Raw genomic sequence first — 17,117 nt, 5'->3', positions numbered from 1 at the left:
GGGCGATTGGACGGTTGTGTCGCTCGCTTTTCCGGGAACGCCTCGCCATGATTGTTCGTTACGTGGGGGTAACGGCAATGGGTGAGGGTTTATGAACTGGAAGATGAAGCTGGGCGGCGCGGCGGCCGTGCTGGCGATCGCGGCAAGCGCACCGGCTGTGATCGGGCAGCAGCGCGCGATTCGCACCGTGTCGTCGATAAGCGCGCAGGAAAAGGCGAGCGGCGCGAAGCAGCACCCCGAATTGCTGAAGGAATTTGGCGGCGCCTATGTGGGGCCACAGGCCAGATATGTGGAGGGCGTCGGGCGTCGCATCGCCGTGCAGTCCGGCCTGTCCAACGCGCAGGGCGACTTCACCGTCACCTTGCTCAATTCGCCGGTGAACAACGCCTTCGCGATCCCCGGCGGCTATGTCTATGTGACCCGGCAGTTGATGGCGCTGATGAACGACGAGGCCGAACTGGCCGGCGTGCTGGGCCATGAAGTCGGCCATGTCGCGGCCCAGCATGGGCAGCGCAGGCAGAAGGCGGCGACGCGTAATGCGATCGGCGGCGCGTTGCTGGGCGCATTGGCGGGAGCGTTTTTGGGCGATTCGGGCTTTGCTGGGCTGATCCAGAAGGGGATCGGCACTGGCAGCCAGTTACTGACGCTCAAATTTTCACGCAGCCAGGAATATGAGGCCGACGATCTGGGCATCCGTTACCTGGCGAGCGGCGGCTATGATCCGCGCGCGCTGTCGGGGATGCTGGCGTCGCTGGCGGCGCAGAGCAGCCTGGACGCGCGGGTGGCGGGCAGCGCACGGTCGATGCCGGAATGGGCGAGCACCCACCCCGATCCCGCGTCGCGCGTGCAACGGGCGGCCAATGCCGCCGCCGCGACTCGCGCGACCAGCAAGGTGCGCAACCGCGACGCCTTCCTCAATGCGGTGGACGGCGTACTGTATGGCGACGATCCCAAACAGGGGGTGATCGATGGCAATCGCTTCCGCCATCCCGACCTGCGGCTGAGTTTCGCCGCGCCGAGCGGGTTCGGCATGGAAAATGGCGCGGATGCGGTGTCGATCACCGGATCGGGCGGACAGGCGCAATTTGGCGCGGCCCCCTATTCGGGCAATCTGGCCGCCTATATCGACGGCGTGTTCGCCAAGCTGGGCGGCGGCGAGGGCGGTGGCGTGCCCGCGGGCGAGGTTCGGCGCACCACCATCAACGGCATCCCGGCCGCCTGGCGCACCGTGCGCGCGACCAGCCAGCAGAGTCAGGTCGATGCGACCGTGTTTGCTTATGATTTTGGCGGCGGGAAGGCCTATCATTTCCTGCTGCTGACGCCCGCGGGGCAGGGGCTTGGGCCTTTCACCGCGATGGTGCAGTCGGTCCAGCGGCTGAGCGCGCAGGAAGCAGCGGGGATCAAGCCGCGCCGCGTCGATGTCATCACCGTCAAGGCGGGCGACACCGTGCAATCCATGGCCAAGCGCATGGCCTATTCGGATTATCAGCTCGATCGGTTCCTGACCATGAACGCACTGGCCGCGAATGCCACATTGCGGGCTGGGCAGCGGGTGAAGATCGTCACTTGGTAAGAGTCTTTGTCGAAAGACGCATTCTTACGCACATACGAAAAGGGGCGGCGGAATTGCTTCCGCCGCCCCCTGTTTCGACAAGCGTCTGGGCTTACTTCAGATTGCCCGACACGTTGTTGAAGGTCGAACCCAGCTTGGTGCCCAGGCTGGTCATCGCGCCGATGGCGGCGACGGCGATCAGAGCGGCGATCAGGCCGTATTCGATCGCGGTGGCACCCTTTTCGTTCTTCAGCATCTTACGCATGAACTGCATGTGACGTCTCCTTGAAATAGATTTCAGCGTTTAACTACCCGGCCGCCCCGTATGGATATTTGTGGTCAGCAAGGATTGAATTAGACAAAGCCGGTTGAAAAACTCTTAATGCGATGTCGCGGCTGTCAAATATTGATGGTTAATGCTTCGTTACTTCCGTCGCGACGTTGTTCCACATGCCCGTGGTCTTGGTCGCGACGTTGTTGAGGGCCGCAATCATGGCCAGAACGACCATGGCGATGATAAGGCCATATTCGACGGCCGTGGCGGCGCGTTCGCATCGGATCAGCCTCAATCGGGCAATGATTTCGACAAGCGCGCGCATAATATCCCCGTTTCGCTACAGACAGTCCCCAATCCACGTGTAAAGGAACCACGGTTAACAAAGCCCTCCCGACAGGACCGATATGCCTTCTTTTTCTCCCTTGCTGGTGGTGGCCGTAGCGTTGGTCGATGCCGATGGCCGGGTGCTGTTGCAGCAGCGCCCGCCCGGCAAGGCGATGGCGGACCTGTGGGAATTTCCGGGCGGCAAGATGGAGCCGGGCGAAACGCCCGAAGCGGCGCTGGTGCGCGAGTTGGAAGAAGAGTTGGGGATAGAGACGCATAGCAGCTGTCTGGCCCCTGCGACTTTCGCCAGCGAGGCGCTGGGCGAGAAGCATCTGCTGCTGCTGCTCTATGTCTGCCGCAAGTGGAAGGGGATGCCGGAGGCGCGCCATGCGACGGCGCTGCAATGGTTGAAGCCGGCGCAGATGTATGCGCTGGACATGCCGCCTGCGGACTTGCCGTTGATCGGGCTGCTCGAAGCGCTGCTATGACGCAAAAGGGGCGCACCGTGCAGGACGCCCCTTTCAAATTCGATAGGGATCGGGACGATCAGTCCTCTTTCGCCTTGCTCTGGAGCTGGACATAATTCTGGATGCCCATGCGTTCGATCATTTCGAACTGGGTTTCCAGCGTGTCGACATGCTCTTCCTCGCTTTCGAGGATATATTGGAACAGGTCGCGGCTGACGAAGTCGCGGATCGATTCGCAATAGGCTATCGCGTCGCGCAGCACCGGCAGCGCCTCATATTCCAGTTCAAGGTCGGCCTTGAGGATTTCCTCGACCGTTTCGCCGATCTTGAGGCGGCCGAGCAGCTGAAAATTGGGCAGGCCGTCAAGGAAGAGGATGCGCTCCGCCACCTTATCGGCGTGCTTCATCTCATCGATGGATTCCTCATATTCAAACTTGGCCAGCTTCTCGATGCCCCAATGGTTGAGCATACGATAGTGGAGAAAATATTGGTTGATCGCGGTCAGCTCATTCTTGAGCACCTCGTTCAGATATTCGATGACCTTGGCGTCGCCTTTCATGGCGCTTTACTCCGGCAATGGGGGACGCCGGCCCATATATCGTTTCGGAGACGCGCTGTTAAGCTGAAAACCCTTGGGAATCCCGGCTTTTTCCGTGCGCTATTGCGTGGAGATCGCGATTGCCGACTGAGGCTGATTCGCAATCCTGTCAGGCCGAGGCGCGTTCGGCCGCGATGATGGTGCGGGCGAAGGAGACGCACTGGCCGCATTTGGGGCGGCGACCATATTGGGCATAGGCGCTGCAGGGCGTGTCCGCCCCGTTGCGCGCGGCTTCCCGCAAGTCCTTTTCACGAATCGCATTACACACGCAGACGACCATCGAAGACACTCTCCTGTTGGAAACAGGGATAGCGTGTCTGATAATGGGTCGCAATAGTAATCAGTCGCTTTTGCGAATCTTTTGCGGTTGGCCGCGGATCAGGCTGCGCCATAGCCATTCGGCCGGACCCAGGGCGAATCGCGCCGCATAGGGTTTCGACCAGGCGAGCATCAGTGTCCAGCCGCCCAGCACGAACAGGGGGAGCGCCGCCGGCGGCACCCGTGCGAAGAGGCCAAGGCCCCAACCGTAGAAGAGCGCGGTCATGACGAGGCTGGTGGCGAGATAGTTGCTGAGCGTCAGCCGTCCGGCGGCGGCCAGGCGATCGACCAGCCAATGGCTGCGATGGCGGGCGAGCAGCCAGAGGATGAGCGCGGCCCAGCCAACCGTCAGCGGAATACGGAAGGGCAGCGACCAAGCGAGCGCGACGCCATAGCCAGGCAGGGGGGCAAAGCCGCTCCAGGCCACCCAGAGCGTCAGCGCGGCCATGGGCGGCAGGCCGATCAGGAAACAATGGCGTGCGGTGCGGCGATATTGCTCCGCGTCCCAGCGACCGGTGAGGAAGCCACCCTTGAGCATCGCCATCCCCAGCAGCATGAAGCCCATGGTTTCGAAGGCGGTGAAGAGGAAACCCCAGAGCCAGTCGCCCGGCAGGCCGGCCAGTTTATGCTGGAGGATGCCGGCAAAGCCGCCGCGATAGGTAGCGATTTCCGCCAATGTGCCGGGGCTGGCGGGATTGGCCAGGGCGGCCATGAAGGCGGCATAGCCATCGCGCAGGGATGCGCCTGCGTCGGGGGCTGCGGCGGCATGGCTCCAGGCGTAGAGGCTGGCGATGAAGCTGGCGACCAGCAGGAACTGGAGCAGGAAGAAGAGCAGGGCGCGCTTGACAAGGGCGAAGGGTTCCAGGCCCACGAACAGCAGCGCGAGCAGGCTGACCAGCGCGTAGACGCGCAGGATGTCGCCCCACCACAGCAGAAAGAAATGCGCGCAGCCCAGGACGAACAGCCATCCCGCGCGGATGATCTGCGCCCGGCGGCCGTCGCGCCCCGCCATCTCCTCCCGGTCGATCAGCAGCAGCATCGACGCGCCGAACAGCAGGGCGAACAGACCGCGCATCTTGCCGTCCACCAGGATCAGGCTGATCGCCCAGGCGGCGATGTCCGCAGCGGAGGGCGGTCCCGCCACCGCCAGATTGAAATAAGCGTTTTGCGGCAGGGCGAAGGCGGTGATGTTCATCCACAAGATACCCAGCACGGCGCAACCGCGCAGCACGTCCATGGCGGGGTTGCGGGCGAAGGCGGTCATGAAGCGGCGGTTCCTTGAAAGGACTGGTCAGCCAGTCGAAGCTCTGTCATGCGCCTAGCCATGAACGACCGCTCCAGGCAATGGCGCAAACAACGAATAAGCGACGCATTCGGCGCGGCGGCGGCGCATTATGACGCCTATGCCGGGCCGCAGCGGCTGGCCGCGAGCCTGGTCGCCGACCTCGCCCAGCGGCAGAAGCCCGATGGGGTGGGGCGCATCCTGGAGATCGGGTGCGGCACCGGATTCCTGACGCGCGCCATTCAGGCGCGCTGGCCCGGCGCGGAACTGGTGGCGACCGACATATCGCCGGGCATGTTGGAGCAGGCGGCGTCGCACGGGTTGGTCGCGGGGCGGTTCATGACGATGGACGGGGAAGCGCCTCCGTTCGAGGGGCCATGGTTCGACCTGATCCTGTCCAGCCTGGCCTTTCAGTGGTTTGACGATCTGGGCGGCGCGATCGCGCGGCTGGCGCGGTTGTTGCGGCCGGACGGGAGCCTGATCTTTTCGACCATGGGGCAGGGGAGCTTCGCCCGCTGGCGCGCGGCGCATGATGCGTGCGGGCTGGTGGCGGGGGTGCCGGGCTATCCGTCGCTCGATGATCTGCGCGGGCTGCTCGTGGGGCATGACGACGCCTTCGCCTTTGACGAACATTATACGCTGGCGTGCGGCGGCGCGCGCGGGCTGATCGCGCACCTCAAGGGGATCGGCGCGGTGGTGCCGAGCGAAGGGCGCAAGCCGCTGACCCCGCGCGACCTGCGCCGGGTCATGGCAGCGTTTGAAGAGAGGGGCGGTGGTGATGGCTATCAGGTGCTGTTCGCGCGGGTGACGCGGGCTGGGGCATAGCGCTGCGGGGACAGGGCTTACCCTCACTCGTCATTCCCGCGACGGCGGCAATCCATGGCGCCTTCATGCGATCCAGTCGCAGGAGGAGAAGTGAAGCCCCGCCTGCGCGAGGACGACGGGGCTTTGCGAGTTTGGGCGATTAGAGTTCGCTGTCCATCAGGGCTGGGAAGAAGCCTTCATGGGCGGTGCGTAGCGCGTCGAGTGACACGCCGGCGATGCTGGCGCCGCCGGTCGTGCCGATCTTTGACGCGCCTGCAATCTCGACGCTTGCGGGGGCCGTGACGAGATAGCGGCCCTGATCTTCGCCAAAAGCGGATGCGGTGGTGAGGGCGATGTCGAGCGTCGCGCCCATTTTGCCGGCCAGCGCCATTTCCGCGATGGTGACCAGCAGGCCGCCGTCGCTGATGTCATGCACGGCATTGACCGTGCCGCTGGCGACCAGCGCGCGCACGGTGTCGGCGCGGGCGCGTTCGGCGGCCAGATCGACCTTGGGCGCGTCGCCTGCTTCGCGACCGGCGATCTCGCGCAGCCAGATGGTCTGGCCCAGATGCGCGCCTTCTTCGCCGATCAGCCAGATCGCGTCGCCTGCATTTTTGAAAGCCACGGTCGCCATCATATCGACGTCGGCCAGCAGGCCGATGCCGCCGATCGCCGGGGTCGGCAGGATCGCGCTCCCGCCGCCGGTCGCCTTGCTCTCATTATAGAGCGAGACGTTGCCGCTCACGATCGGGAAGTCGAGCGCGCGGCAGGCGTCGCCCATGCCCTCCAGGCAGCCGGTCAGCTGCGCCATGATTTCGGGGCGTTGCGGGTTGGCGAAGTTGAGGCAGTTCGTGACCGCGAGCGGCATCGCGCCGACGGCGGACAGGTTGCGATAACATTCGGCGATCGCCTGCTTGCCGCCTTCATAGGGGTCGGCATAGCAATAGCGCGGCGTGCAGTCGGTGCTGATCGCGATGCCCTTGTTCGATCCGTGGACGCGCACGACCGCGGCGTCGCCACCGGGGCGCTGGACGGTGTCGGCGCCGACCATGTGATCATATTGTTCCCAGATCCAGCGGCGGCTGGCGATGTCGGGGCTGCCCATCAGCTTCACAAGGTCCGCGCCGATGTCGGCGCTTTCGGCGATCTCGCCCAGCGGTTCGACCTTCGACCAGATCTTATAGTCGTCCTTCGGCATGGAGGGACGGTCGTAGAGCGGCGCATCGTCGGCCAGCGGGGCGAGCGGGATGTCGCACACTGTCTCGCCCTTGTGGATCAGCACCATGCGGCCGGTGTCGGTGACATGACCGATGACGGCGAAGTCCAGTTCCCACTTCTGGAAGATCGCTTCGGCGAAAGCCTCGCGGCCGGGCTTCAAGACCATCAACATGCGCTCTTGGCTTTCGGAGAGCATCATTTCATAGGTGGTCATGCCGGTTTCGCGCTGCGGCACATCGTCCATGTTGAGCTGGATGCCCACGCCGCCCTTCGAGGCCATTTCGACGCTGGAGGAGGTGAGGCCGGCTGCGCCCATATCCTGAATGGCGACGATCGCGTCGGACGCCATAAGTTCCAGACAGGCTTCGATCAGCAGCTTTTCGGTGAAAGGGTCGCCGACCTGCACGGTGGGGCGCTTGGCGTCGGCGTCGTCGCCGAAGTCCGCGCTCGCCATCGTCGCGCCGTGGATGCCGTCGCGGCCGGTCTTCGACCCCACATAGACGATCGGGTTGCCGATGCCGGACGCGGCGCTGTAGAAAATCTTGTCGGTATCCGCGACGCCCACGGTCATCGCATTGACCAGGATGTTGCCGTCATAGGCGGGGTGGAAATTCACCTCTCCGCCCACGGTCGGCACGCCGACGCAATTGCCATAGCCGCCGATGCCGCGCACCACGCCGCTGATCAGGTGGCGCATCTTGGGATGGTCGGGCCGGCCGAAGCGCAGCGCGTTCATGTTCGCGACCGGACGCGCGCCCATGGTGAAGACGTCGCGCAGGATGCCGCCGACGCCCGTCGCCGCGCCCTGATAGGGTTCGATATAGCTGGGATGGTTGTGGCTCTCCATCTTGAAGATCGCCGCCTGTCCGTCACCGATGTCGACCACGCCGGCATTTTCGCCGGGGCCGCAAATCACCTGCGGGCCGGTGGTCGGCAGCTTCATCAGATGGATCTTGGAGGATTTATACGAGCAATGTTCCGACCACATGACCGAGAATATGCCCAGTTCCGTCAGGTTAGGCTCGCGGCCGAGGGCGCTCAGGACGCGGTCATATTCTTCCGGGCTGAGGCCATGCTCGGCGACGACTTCCGGGGTGATCTGGGTGGCGGTGCTGGACATGTGCGCGCCCATAGCGGGGGCGTGGAGGAATCACAATGGCGGCGTGCGTGGATTGGTGGCGATGCGTCGATCGGGCGGGAGCGGGGGATGGGAGGTGGCGCGTTTCGGCTGATGTGATTTTTCGCGCCGAGGCGCAGAGAAGCGAGAGGGTGACGGCTTGCAATGATTGGGGCGAGAAAGGGGGAGGGAAGGTCGGATTGCGAACGCAATGGTCGCAAACCCGCCACTCACTCCAAAAGAAAAAGGCCGGACCTTAGGGGAGGTCCGGCCTTGGTGAAGACAGAAAAAGGCGTGCCCGGTTTTAGACGTGGCAGGCCTGGGCGCCCTTGCCAGGCACGGTGATGGTCACGGCGTCGCCCTGGCCGCTGACTTCGAAGCCATCGGCCGTGTAGGGCTGGCCCGCTTCCGCTGCGACCAGCTTGGTCGGCGATCCACCCTTTTCGGTGCGCAGGTTCGCCGTTTTGTCGTCGGTCATGAAATCGACGAAGATCAGGCTGTTGTCCTTGCAGCGGAACTGCTTGTTGGCCTTGACCGAGGGCGGCAGCTCGACCGGCGCGGCGTTAGCGAGTTCGGCCGCCATGGGATCGGCAGGGCCGCCCACGACTTCGGGTTCGTCATTCTTGTTACAGGCCGACAGCAAAGCCACGCTGGCGACGGCGATAAGGGGGAGATAATATTTCATAGCGATCCTTTTATGTGCATGTGCAACATGGTGCGTCAACGCAAAACTGCGATGTTCCCGCCATGCGCCGTGAAATGACGTCATGACGATAGGATGACGATATGAGGATGAATGGCGAATTGCGGGCGGGTCGCGCCCCTGACCGCCTTTAAATGGCCGACGCGGGCTTGACCGGGGCGGTGGCGGCCGCCAATGCAGGGGCATGGCTGAGGATAATTCCACCCCCGATACCGCAACCTTGTCTTTCGAGGATGCGCTGCGCGCGCTCGAAACGATCGTCCGTCGGCTGGAAAGCGGCGACGTGCCGCTGGACGAGTCGATCTCGCTTTATGCCCAGGGCGAGGAACTGCGCAAGCGCTGCGCCGAGCGATTGCAAGTGGCCGAAGCGCGGATCGCCAAGCTGACGGTCGACACCCATGGCGCGGTGACCGGCGCGCAACCCTTCGGCGCGGACTGACCTTCATGAATGGGGGCGGCATGAACGAGGGACGGAGCGCCTCCGCAGCATCGCTGGTCGCCAGCCGCGCGGCCAGCGTCGCGCAGGACATCGATGCCGCTTTCGACCGGCTGCTCGCGGTGCCCGACGACGCCCGCGCGCGCCTCTATGACGCGATGCGCCATGCGGCGATCGGCGGTGGCAAGCGATTGCGCCCGCTGCTGGTGCAGGCGGCGTGCGACCTGTTCAACATCTCGCGCGATTCGGCCCTGCGCGTCGGCCTCGCGATCGAGTGCATCCATGTCTATTCGCTGATCCACGACGACCTGCCGGCGATGGACAATGACGATATGCGCCGCGGCAAGCCGACGGTGCACAAGGCGTATGACGAAGCAACCGCGATACTGGCGGGCGATTGCCTGCACGACCTGGCGTTCGAGATATTGGCTGACGAGCAGACGCATCCCGATCCGTTCGTGCGGATCGACCTGGTGCGGGCCTTGGCCTTATCGAGCGGCCCGGCCGGCATGGCGGGCGGACAGATGATGGACCTGGAGGCGGAAAAAACCCGCTTCGACCTGGCGACCGTCACGCGGCTCCAAAATCTCAAGACCGGGGCGCTGATCGCTTTCTGCGTGGAGGCCGCCGCGATCATGGCGCGGTTGCCGCATGAGGCGCGCACCGGGCTGCACGGCTACGCCCGCGACATCGGCCTGGCCTTCCAGATCGCCGACGACCTGCTGGACGTCGAGGGCGACGCGGCGCTGGCGGGCAAGGCGCTGGGCAAGGATGCGGCGGCGGGCAAGGAGACGTTCGTGTCGCTGCTGGGCGTGGAGCGCGCGCGCGAACAGGCGCATATGCTGGTCGAACAGGCCAAGGCGCATCTGCGCGGGTCTGGCGCGGAGGCCGACCTGCTGCGCGCCATTGCCGACTATATCGTGGAGAGGGACCGCTAAATCATGAGCAAGCAGCGTATCGGCGTCTATCCGGGCACGTTCGACCCGATCACGCTCGGCCATATGGACATCATCCGGCGCGGCGCGAAGCTGGTCGACAAGCTGGTGATCGGCGTCACCACCAACATCGCTAAATCGCCCATGTTCTCAGATGCGGAACGGCTGGAGATGGTGCGGCGCGAATGCGCGGGCATCGACACGGAGATCGTCGTGACCGGGTTCAATTCGCTGCTGATGGATTTTGCCGAATCGCAGAACGCCAGCGTCATCATTCGCGGCCTGCGGGCCGTTGCCGACTTCGAATATGAATATCAGATGGCGGGCATGAACCAGCAGATCAACGGCCGGATCGAAACCGTCTTCCTGATGGCGGACGTGTCGTTGCAGCCGATCGCGTCGCGACTGGTCAAGGAAATCGCGCTTTATGGCGGGCCGATCCATAAATTCGTCAGCCCGACCGTGCGCGACGAGGTGGTCGCGCGGGTCGAGAAGATCGGGCGCAAGGGCAGCTGAGTTATCCTCTTTCAGCCTGCGTTCAGTTGCCAATCGCGATCAGCGCGCTATCAGGGCGGCTTGCCCCGTCGGCCTAAGAGATCAAGGAAGTCCTACCCCATGCGTTTCACCTGCGCGCTCAAGACCGTTGCGATCGGCGTCGCCCTTACCGCGTCCGGCCTGGCCTATGCCCAGGGCGGCGGTGGTGGCGGCGAGGATGTGAAGAAGGCGGAAGCCGCCGCGCGCGCGCAGGAAAACGCCAAGTCGCTGGATACGAACCTAAAGCCCCAGCTGCCGCCCGCCACCGTGCCGGCCGATCCCCAGAATATCTGGGATCTGGACTTGTCGAGCGGCGGCCGCGTGCGCATTCAATTGCGCCCCGACATCGCGCCGACCCATGTCGAACGGATCAAGGAATTGACGCGCCAGGGCTTTTATAACGGTCTGAAATTCCATCGCGTCATCCCCGGCTTCATGGCGCAGGGGGGCGATCCCAAGGGCGACGGCACGGGCGGATCGACGCTGCCGGACCTGAAGGCCGAGTTCAACCCGATGCCGCATCTGCGCGGCACCGTGTCGATGGCGCGCGCCCAGAGCGAGGACAGCGCCAACAGCCAATTCTTCATCGTACTGCTGCCGCGGATGCAACTGGACAAGAAATATACCGTCTTCGGCCGCGTGATCGAGGGCATCCAATATGTCGACGCGATCGCGCAGGGCGAGCCGCCGGCCAACCCCACCGTGATCCTGCAAGCGTCGATCGAGAGCGACGGCAAGCCGCCGGTGACCGCCCCGGTGGCGCCAGCGCCCGCCGCGCCATCGATCCTGCCCGCTACGCCTGGCCAGTAAGGCGGCGTTCGCGCCGAATGAAGCCATGCGCGTAGAGCTGTTCGATTTCGACCTGCCGCCCGAAAATATCGCGCTGCGGCCCGCGTCGCCGCGCGATAGCGCGCGCCTGTTGCTGGCGCCGGGCAATGGCGCGATGGAAGACCATGTCGTGCGCGACCTGCCCGGCCTGCTGCGCGCGGGCGACGTGCTGGTGTTCAACGACACCAAAGTTATTCCCGCCCAGCTGGAAGGGATGCGCGGCGAGGCGCGGATCGGCGCGACGCTGCACAAAAGGCAGGGATTGCGGCAATGGCAGGCCTTTCTGCGCAACGCAAAGCGGGTGCGGGCGGGCGACCGGATCGATTTCGGGGCGGGCGTGACGGCGATCGCCGGGCCGCGCGACGAGGATGGCGGCGTGACGCTCGACTTCGAGGGCGACGAGCCGGTCGAGATTTTGCTGGAGCGGGCGGGGCGGATGCCGCTGCCACCCTATATCGCCAGCAAGCGTCCGACCGACGAACGCGACCGGAGCGATTACCAGACCATGTTCGCGCGGAAGGATGGGGCGGTCGCCGCGCCCACCGCGGCGCTGCACTTTACGCCCGACTTGATGGCGGCGCTGGACCAGGCGGGCATCACGACCGAGACGCTGACGCTGCATGTCGGGGCCGGCACGTTCCTGCCGGTAAAGGCGGACGATACCGACGACCATCGGATGCACGCCGAATGGGGGCGGATCGACGCGGCGACGGTTGACCGGCTGAATGCGGCGCGAGCGGCGGGCGGGCGGCTGATCGCGGTCGGCACAACATCGCTGCGGTTGCTGGAAAGCGCCGTCGACAAAGATGGGCTGATCCGACCCTTCGCCGACGAAACGCGCATTTTCATCACGCCCGGCTACCGCTTCAAGGCGGTTGACGGACTGATGACCAATTTCCATCTGCCCAAATCGACGCTGTTCATGCTGGTCAGTGCATTGATGGGGACGGATCGGATGCGGGCCGTCTACGGTCATGCGATCGAGACGGGCTACCGCTTCTATTCCTATGGGGATAGCTCGCTGCTGTTGCCGCAGCGCAGCGTTTAGGCGTTGCGCCTGCGGACGAGATTGACGGCGCCATAACCGATCGCGGCCAACAGGCCGAGCTTGCCGAGAGTTTTCGCAGCGCCCGATGCGGCATAGCCCAATATCGCGCCCTTGACGCCGCTGTCGCCATCCTTGCGGTCGATCGCGGCGCCGATGGTGGTGCCGATGAGATTCTTCATGGGGACTCCTTACACTATTGTCTTTCCTCAGCGCGCAGGGGCGACCGAAGTTCCGTGGCGCCGGGTCAATTGCGCCCATGAAAAAGGCCCGGCGCGGTAACCGGGCCTTTTACGTTTTCAACCAGCGGGATTAGCGATAGCGGATGCCGCTATAGCTGCTGCTGCCGGAGGTGCTGCTTGCGGCGCCTTCGCCGGTCCAGCCCCCCTGATCGCGGTCGCGACCGCCGAACAAGGCGTTCTGCTCGCGTTCGGTGCGCCAAGCGTCCTGCGCTTGCTCGGCGGTCTTTTCCAACGTCACCTTGGTCGCGTCGACCGATTTGATCCAGCTTGACGGGATAGAATGGTGAACGCCGCCGGCATCGCTGTCGCTCTTGGTCAGGATGATGCGGTCGCCGCGCAGCTTGTCGACGGTGCCGACATGCTCGCCGTCGCTGCCGACCACCTCATGATGTTCGCGCACCTGCTGTATCGCCTGGCGCTGTTCGCCGCGGCGGTTGCGCCAAGTGCCGAATTCGCTGTTGAAGCGGTCGCGATGTTCGCGCTGATATTCGGCATAGTCGCGGTCCAGTTCATCCACGCGCTGCTGGCGCCAGGCCTGGTAATTGCTGTCATGATGCGCGCCATAATCCTGCTGCGGGCCATAGCCATAGACGCGATCGCCATGGTCTTCACTGCCATAGCCGCTGCGTTCGCCGCTATAGGGGGTGAAGCCGCGGTTCGGCAGATAATCACTGCGGGAGGCCGATGCATAGCCCATGCGGCTCGACTGGTCGCGCGGGTCGCCATAGGGGCGGTTATAATATTCGTCATATTCGCGCCGACGCTCGGCTTCCTCATCGCCGAACCAGCTGCGGACCTCATCCCCGGCGCGGTCGAAGAAACCGCGATCTTCGAAATGATAATCGCTGGGCGGGCGGCGATGGTCGGGACCGCCGAACTGGCCGCGTGTCCCGTAGCGATAGCCGCGATCGTCGGGTCCATAATCGCCTGACCGGCGATAGCGGTCGCCGCCGCGATCCCAGTTGCTGCCATATCGATCATCGCCACCATAGCGGCGTCCGCCTTGGTAACCCATTGTCCTTCTCCTTCTGTTGTGAGCGACACCTGCGCGGCGTCCACGGGAGGTCAATGAGTGGAAAGGGGCATCGTTCCGGGCGTTACGCAGGGGTAATGTCCTGCCTGTCGGGCGCTCTGTCGCGCGCAAATCGCTCCCTTTCCGAACGGCTTGATCCAGAGCGGCCGCACATAAGCATTTTTGTGCAAAAGACGGTTGCATGGGCTAAATCGCTCGCTTATAGGCAGCGCTCCTTCGGGGGCCTTAGCTCAGCTGGGAGAGCGCGTCGTTCGCAATGACGAGGTCAGCGGTTCGATCCCGCTAGGCTCCACCAACCCCTTTCCAGGGTTGAACCGCAAGGACTTTACCGCTGGCGCATGACATGCGTAGAGCGGTTTCCATGACAATTGAAACAGATGCCCGTGAAACGGATATGGGCCGCCCCGCCGCCACGGTTGTCATCGTGCGCGACCGGCATGATGGCCCCCCGGAATTGCTGATGGTGGAGCGCGCGTCGACCATGGCCTTTGCCGCAGGCGCGCTGGTCTTTCCTGGCGGCGCGGTGGACGAGGGCGATCATGCGCTGGCGCACGTAATCGACCATGGGCTGGACCCGGACGAGGCGGCCGGGCGGATCGCCGCCATTCGCGAGACGATCGAGGAAAGCGGGCTGGGGATCGGCTTGACGGGTGCGGTGGACGCGGCTGTCGTCCTGCGGCTGCGCGATGGGTTGCATGACGGGCGGACGATGGGCGCGATGCTGGCGCGGTTGGGGCTGGGCATAGCGCTCGACGCGCTGACGCCCTTTGCGCGCTGGCACCCCGCGCCGTTCGAGCGGGCGCGGCGGGTGTTCGACACGCGATTCTATCTGGCGCGCGCGCCCGAAGGGCAGGTGGCGAGCGTCGATACGACCGAGAATGTGCGCCTGTTCTGGAGCAGCGCGGCGGATACGCTGGCGAAGGCGGATGCGGGTGAGGCACAGGTGATCTTTCCCACTCGCCGCAATCTGGAGCGGCTGGCGCTGCACGCGAATCTTGACGCCCTGGTCGCCCATGCGCTGGCCTATCCTGTGGAGAAGGTGCGGCCATGGCGGGAGCAGCGCGACGGCGAAACCCATCTCTGCATCCCGACCCATCTGGGTTATCCGATCACATCGGAACCGATGCGGCAAGTCCGGCGTGTTTAAGACATGCGCCGACTTCACCTGACCCTGCGCCGCCTTGTCCTGCTGGGCGGCTTTTTGACCCTGATCTTCCTCGGCTATGCCTGGTTGCGGCAAAGGCCGCAGGATCTGCCCTGGACCGGTCTGGACCTGGGGCAGCCGATCGGCTTGTTCACCGGCCGCAAGCTGGCGGTGCTGACCGGCGACCGTGCGCAATGCCGGGCGCTGCTCGACCGGGCCGGGGTGGATTATGTCGCAATGGAGCCGGGCGGGGCGGACCAGTGTCGCTATGCCGATGCGGTGCGGTTGCGACCTGACGGTGATGCGATCGCCCTGGCGCCGGCCGCGGTGGCGCCCTCCTGCCCGGTGGCGGCCGCGCTCAAACTGTGGGAATGGCAGGTGGTGCAGCCGGCCGCGCAGCGCATCTATGGCGCGCCGGTGCGCAGCATCCGCCATTTCGGCAGCTATAGCTGTCGGCGCATCTATGGCCGCAGCCGGGGCGATTATAGCGAACATGCCACCGCCGACGCGATCGACGTCGCCGCCTTCGTGTTGAAGGACGGGAGGCAGGTCAGCGTGCTGAACGATTGGAAGGGAACGGAGAAGGACGCGGAATTTCTGCGCGCGGTGCGGGACGGGGCGTGCGGGCTGTTCTCGACCGTGCTGTCGCCCGACTATAACGCCGCGCATCGCGACCATTTCCATCTGGACCAGGCGGAACGGGGCGCGATGGGCGGACGGGCGTGCCGCTGACCTTTACTGGCCGAAGCCGGCTTCCCGCGCCAGCGTCACCGCCTCGCGCGCGGCGGCCAGCAAGGCGCCGCTCTTGGCTTCGCATTCGCGCTGTTCGTATTCGGCGGTCGAATCGGCGACAATGCCGGCGCCCGCCTGGACATGCATGACGCCGTCCTTGAGGACCGCGGTGCGCAGCACGATGCAACTGTCCATATTGCCGTCCGGGCCGAAATAGCCGACCCCGCCGGCGTAAGCGCCGCGCGTTTCCGGCTCCAGTTCGGCGATGATTTCGCAGGCGCGGACCTTGGGCGCGCCCGATACGGTGCCGGCCGGGAAGCCCGCGAACAGGGCGTCGATCGCGTCTTTCTCAGGGGACAGACGGCCCACGACGTTCGAGACGATGTGCATGACGTGGCTGTAAAATTCGACGCTATAGCTGTCGGTCACGGTGACGCTGCCCGCGGTCGCCACACGGCCGACATCGTTGCGGCCCAGGTCCAGCAGCATCAGATGCTCGGCCCGTTCCTTGGGATCGGCGAGCAGGCTTTCGCGATTGGCGGCGTCCTCCACGGCGTTCTTGCCGCGGGGACGGGTGCCGGCGATCGGGCGGATCGTGACTTCGCCGTCGCGGGCGCGGACCAGGATTTCGGGTGAAGAGCCGATCAGCGCGAAGCCGGGCAGGTCGAGATAATAGAGGAAGGGCGATGGGTTGATCCGCCGCAGCGCGCGATAAAGGGCGATCGGGGGCAAGGTGAAGGGGCTGGTGAAACGCTGGGCGATCACCACCTGGAAGATGTCGCCCGCGACGATATAGTCCTTCGCCTTGTCGACCATCTGCGCATAGCGGCCCGGCTCCAATACCGGGGTGACCGTGACATCGGCGATATTTGCCGGGGCGGGGAGCGCGGGCAGGGGCGCGGCGAGGCGGGCGGCGGTGGCGTCGATCCGCTCCAGCGCTTCCTCGATAGCCCGATCCGCGTCGGTAAAGCTGCCCTTCCACACCGGGGCGACCAGATAGAGGGCGTCGGCGAGCCGGTCGAAGACGAGGATCACGGTCGGGCGCACGAACAGCATATCGGGCACGCCGATGGGATTGGCGGCGGGGCGGGGCAGTTTTTCGACCAGCCCGACCGTCTCATAACCGAAATAGCCGACAAGGCAGGCGAGCGCGGCGGGCAGGGCGGGATCCATCGCGGCGCGACATTCGGCCACCAACGCGCGCAAGGCATCGAGCGCGCCGGCGCTTTCGGGGACGAAGGCGTCGCGATCGGTCGCCCATTGGCGGTTGATTTCGGCATTTTGACCGTTGGCGCGGAAGACGAGGTCGGGGGCGAGGCCGATCAGGCTGTGGCGGCCTCGCACCGCGCCGCCCTCCACCGATTCCAGTAGATAATCGCCGCGATCGGGCTCGAACAGTTTGAGCGCGGCGGAGATGGGCGTGTCGGTGTCGGCGATCTGCCGCCGCCACACCAGCGCCGATTCGCCGCGCAAAAGCGCCGCGCGCGCAGTCTCTACGCCGTCTGCCGTCCCGCCGATCGCCGCCATC

General features: G+C 64.9%; 20 protein-coding genes and 1 tRNA gene. 11 read left to right on the top strand and 10 right to left on the bottom strand.

Features of this window, described 5'->3' with window-relative positions; genetic code table 11:
* Positions 1 to 91: 91 nt before the first annotated feature.
* Complete coding sequence (locus sphantq_RS04535) at positions 92 to 1,573, top strand: M48 family metalloprotease (protein WP_129925926.1); 1,482 nt, start codon at positions 92 to 94, stop codon at positions 1,571 to 1,573.
* Positions 1,574 to 1,664: 91 nt separating this feature from the next.
* Here sphantq_RS04535 and sphantq_RS04530 read toward each other — a convergent pair whose 3' ends face one another.
* Positions 1,665 to 1,826: a Flp family type IVb pilin gene (locus sphantq_RS04530; RefSeq protein WP_066603774.1), complete on the bottom strand. Its 162-nt coding sequence runs from the start codon at positions 1,824 to 1,826 to the stop codon at positions 1,665 to 1,667.
* Positions 1,827 to 1,965: 139 nt separating this feature from the next.
* Complete coding sequence (locus tag sphantq_RS04525) at positions 1,966 to 2,151, bottom strand: Flp family type IVb pilin (RefSeq protein ID WP_066603770.1); 186 nt, start codon at positions 2,149 to 2,151, stop codon at positions 1,966 to 1,968.
* Between the two features lie 82 nt (positions 2,152 to 2,233).
* Here sphantq_RS04525 and sphantq_RS04520 point away from each other — a divergent pair, with 82 nt between their 5' ends.
* Entirely contained in the window at positions 2,234 to 2,641 is a 408-nt protein-coding gene (locus sphantq_RS04520; RefSeq protein ID WP_272799703.1) for a (deoxy)nucleoside triphosphate pyrophosphohydrolase, read from the top strand.
* Between the two features lie 58 nt (positions 2,642 to 2,699).
* On the opposite strand, the gene bfr is transcribed toward sphantq_RS04520, so the two are convergent.
* The 3 genes from bfr to sphantq_RS04505 form a co-directional block, all read right to left on the bottom strand.
* Positions 2,700 to 3,179 carry a bacterioferritin gene (bfr, locus tag sphantq_RS04515; RefSeq protein WP_066603763.1) on the bottom strand — a complete coding sequence of 160 codons (480 nt, stop codon included), beginning with the start codon at positions 3,177 to 3,179 and terminating at the stop codon, positions 2,700 to 2,702.
* Positions 3,180 to 3,327: 148 nt separating this feature from the next.
* Positions 3,328 to 3,498: a (2Fe-2S)-binding protein gene (locus sphantq_RS04510; RefSeq protein ID WP_066603762.1), complete on the bottom strand. Its 171-nt coding sequence runs from the start codon at positions 3,496 to 3,498 to the stop codon at positions 3,328 to 3,330.
* Positions 3,499 to 3,558: 60 nt separating this feature from the next.
* Complete coding sequence (locus sphantq_RS04505; protein WP_272799702.1) at positions 3,559 to 4,800, bottom strand: DUF418 domain-containing protein; 1,242 nt, start codon at positions 4,798 to 4,800, stop codon at positions 3,559 to 3,561.
* A gap of 60 nt (positions 4,801 to 4,860) precedes the next feature.
* On the opposite strand from sphantq_RS04505, the gene sphantq_RS04500 reads away from it, so the two are divergent.
* Entirely contained in the window at positions 4,861 to 5,643 is a 783-nt protein-coding gene (locus sphantq_RS04500; protein ID WP_272799701.1) for a methyltransferase domain-containing protein, read from the top strand.
* A gap of 139 nt (positions 5,644 to 5,782) precedes the next feature.
* Here sphantq_RS04500 and purL read toward each other — a convergent pair whose 3' ends face one another.
* Both purL and sphantq_RS04490 read right to left on the bottom strand, forming a co-directional pair.
* The gene (gene purL / locus sphantq_RS04495) at positions 5,783 to 7,960 is read right to left on the bottom strand and encodes a phosphoribosylformylglycinamidine synthase subunit PurL (protein WP_272799700.1); all 2,178 of its coding nucleotides are present in this window, start codon (positions 7,958 to 7,960) and stop codon (positions 5,783 to 5,785) included.
* A gap of 301 nt (positions 7,961 to 8,261) precedes the next feature.
* Complete coding sequence (locus sphantq_RS04490) at positions 8,262 to 8,642, bottom strand: hypothetical protein (protein ID WP_129925928.1); 381 nt, start codon at positions 8,640 to 8,642, stop codon at positions 8,262 to 8,264.
* Between the two features lie 202 nt (positions 8,643 to 8,844).
* Here sphantq_RS04490 and sphantq_RS04485 point away from each other — a divergent pair, with 202 nt between their 5' ends.
* From sphantq_RS04485 to queA, 5 genes are all read left to right on the top strand, one after another.
* On the top strand, positions 8,845 to 9,099 hold the full coding sequence (locus tag sphantq_RS04485; RefSeq protein ID WP_272799699.1) for an exodeoxyribonuclease VII small subunit: 255 nt from the start codon (positions 8,845 to 8,847) through the stop codon (positions 9,097 to 9,099).
* Between the two features lie 20 nt (positions 9,100 to 9,119).
* Positions 9,120 to 10,034, top strand: a complete 915-nt coding sequence (locus tag sphantq_RS04480; protein WP_129925930.1) for a polyprenyl synthetase family protein — start codon at positions 9,120 to 9,122, stop codon at positions 10,032 to 10,034.
* A 3-nt stretch (positions 10,035 to 10,037) separates the two neighbouring features.
* Complete coding sequence (gene coaD / locus sphantq_RS04475; RefSeq protein ID WP_272799698.1) at positions 10,038 to 10,547, top strand: pantetheine-phosphate adenylyltransferase; 510 nt, start codon at positions 10,038 to 10,040, stop codon at positions 10,545 to 10,547.
* A gap of 99 nt (positions 10,548 to 10,646) precedes the next feature.
* Entirely contained in the window at positions 10,647 to 11,375 is a 729-nt protein-coding gene (locus tag sphantq_RS04470; protein ID WP_066603741.1) for a peptidylprolyl isomerase, read from the top strand.
* Between the two features lie 25 nt (positions 11,376 to 11,400).
* Positions 11,401 to 12,441, top strand: a complete 1,041-nt coding sequence (gene queA / locus sphantq_RS04465) for a tRNA preQ1(34) S-adenosylmethionine ribosyltransferase-isomerase QueA (RefSeq protein ID WP_129925931.1) — start codon at positions 11,401 to 11,403, stop codon at positions 12,439 to 12,441.
* Here queA and sphantq_RS04460 read toward each other — a convergent pair.
* Together sphantq_RS04460 and sphantq_RS04455 are read right to left on the bottom strand one after the other, a co-directional pair.
* Positions 12,438 to 12,620: a hypothetical protein gene (locus sphantq_RS04460; RefSeq protein ID WP_066603735.1), complete on the bottom strand. Its 183-nt coding sequence runs from the start codon at positions 12,618 to 12,620 to the stop codon at positions 12,438 to 12,440. The genes queA and sphantq_RS04460 overlap by 4 nt on opposite strands.
* A gap of 130 nt (positions 12,621 to 12,750) precedes the next feature.
* A complete protein-coding gene (locus sphantq_RS04455) occupies positions 12,751 to 13,695 on the bottom strand; it encodes a DUF2171 domain-containing protein (RefSeq protein ID WP_272799697.1) in 945 nt (314 codons plus the stop codon).
* Between the two features lie 237 nt (positions 13,696 to 13,932).
* Here sphantq_RS04455 and sphantq_RS04450 point away from each other — a divergent pair.
* The 3 genes from sphantq_RS04450 (at position 13,933) to sphantq_RS04440 (ending at position 15,589) form a co-directional block, all read left to right on the top strand.
* Positions 13,933 to 14,008: transfer RNA gene (locus sphantq_RS04450), tRNA-Ala, on the top strand.
* A 66-nt stretch (positions 14,009 to 14,074) separates the two neighbouring features.
* A complete protein-coding gene (locus tag sphantq_RS04445; RefSeq protein ID WP_066603729.1) occupies positions 14,075 to 14,860 on the top strand; it encodes an NUDIX hydrolase in 786 nt (261 codons plus the stop codon).
* Positions 14,861 to 14,863: 3 nt separating this feature from the next.
* A complete protein-coding gene (locus sphantq_RS04440; protein ID WP_272799696.1) occupies positions 14,864 to 15,589 on the top strand; it encodes an extensin-like domain-containing protein in 726 nt (241 codons plus the stop codon).
* 3 nt (positions 15,590 to 15,592) lie between these two features.
* Here sphantq_RS04440 and trpE read toward each other — a convergent pair whose 3' ends face one another.
* On the bottom strand, positions 15,593 to 17,116 hold the full coding sequence (gene trpE / locus sphantq_RS04435) for an anthranilate synthase component I (RefSeq protein ID WP_272799695.1): 1,524 nt from the start codon (positions 17,114 to 17,116) through the stop codon (positions 15,593 to 15,595).
* Position 17,117: the final 1 nt, after the last annotated feature.

Source organism: Sphingobium sp. AntQ-1 (assembly GCF_028538045.1).
GTDB classification, from domain to species: Bacteria; Pseudomonadota; Alphaproteobacteria; order Sphingomonadales; family Sphingomonadaceae; genus Sphingobium; species Sphingobium cupriresistens.
The sequence above is the reverse complement of the archived record's forward strand: the minus strand, read 5'-3'. Positions and strand labels throughout refer to the sequence as shown.